Below are 446 nucleotides of genomic sequence, written 5' to 3' on the forward strand. Positions count from 1 at the left end.
CCTGAGACTCTTTCGCCACGTCCTCGCAGACGCAGAGCTCTTCAGGGAGCCCGCACGTCGAGCAGACTTCCGACATTACAGTGTGGACCTACAGGATGGGGATATTAAACAGTATCGGGAGGCGGGGTCGCCGTCCCCGGCTTCAAGCGCCCGAGTCGTCCGTGGACGACGTTTCCGATTCGTCGTCCGCCGTCGCGTCGTCGGTCGTGGTCGTGCCGTCGTCGTCGGACTGCCCGTCGTCGGTGGTCACCGCGGGGGCGCTCCCGTCGGCGTCCTTCGCCCGCTTGTCGTTTCCGGGCGGCGTCTCCGGGGCGTTGCCGCGGTCGCCGGCGCCGGACGAACCCTCGGACGCGTCGTCGGTCACGCCGGTCGCGTCGGTCGCGTTTCCGGCGTCTTCACGAACGTCATCGGCGCGGCCGCTCGCCTCAGAACGCGAGTTTCCCGGG

General features: G+C 68.8%; 2 pseudogenes. Both read right to left on the minus strand.

The features are described from left to right. A pseudogene (locus D3D01_RS22885) lies at positions 1 to 76 on the minus strand (stress response translation initiation inhibitor YciH); the annotation flags it as partial. 66 nt (positions 77 to 142) lie between these two features. Further along, positions 143 to 446: pseudogene (locus tag D3D01_RS22890) on the minus strand (hypothetical protein); the annotation flags it as partial.

This window comes from Haloarcula sp. Atlit-7R, from assembly GCF_003666065.1.
Taxonomy (GTDB): domain Archaea; phylum Halobacteriota; class Halobacteria; order Halobacteriales; family Haloarculaceae; genus Haloarcula; species Haloarcula taiwanensis.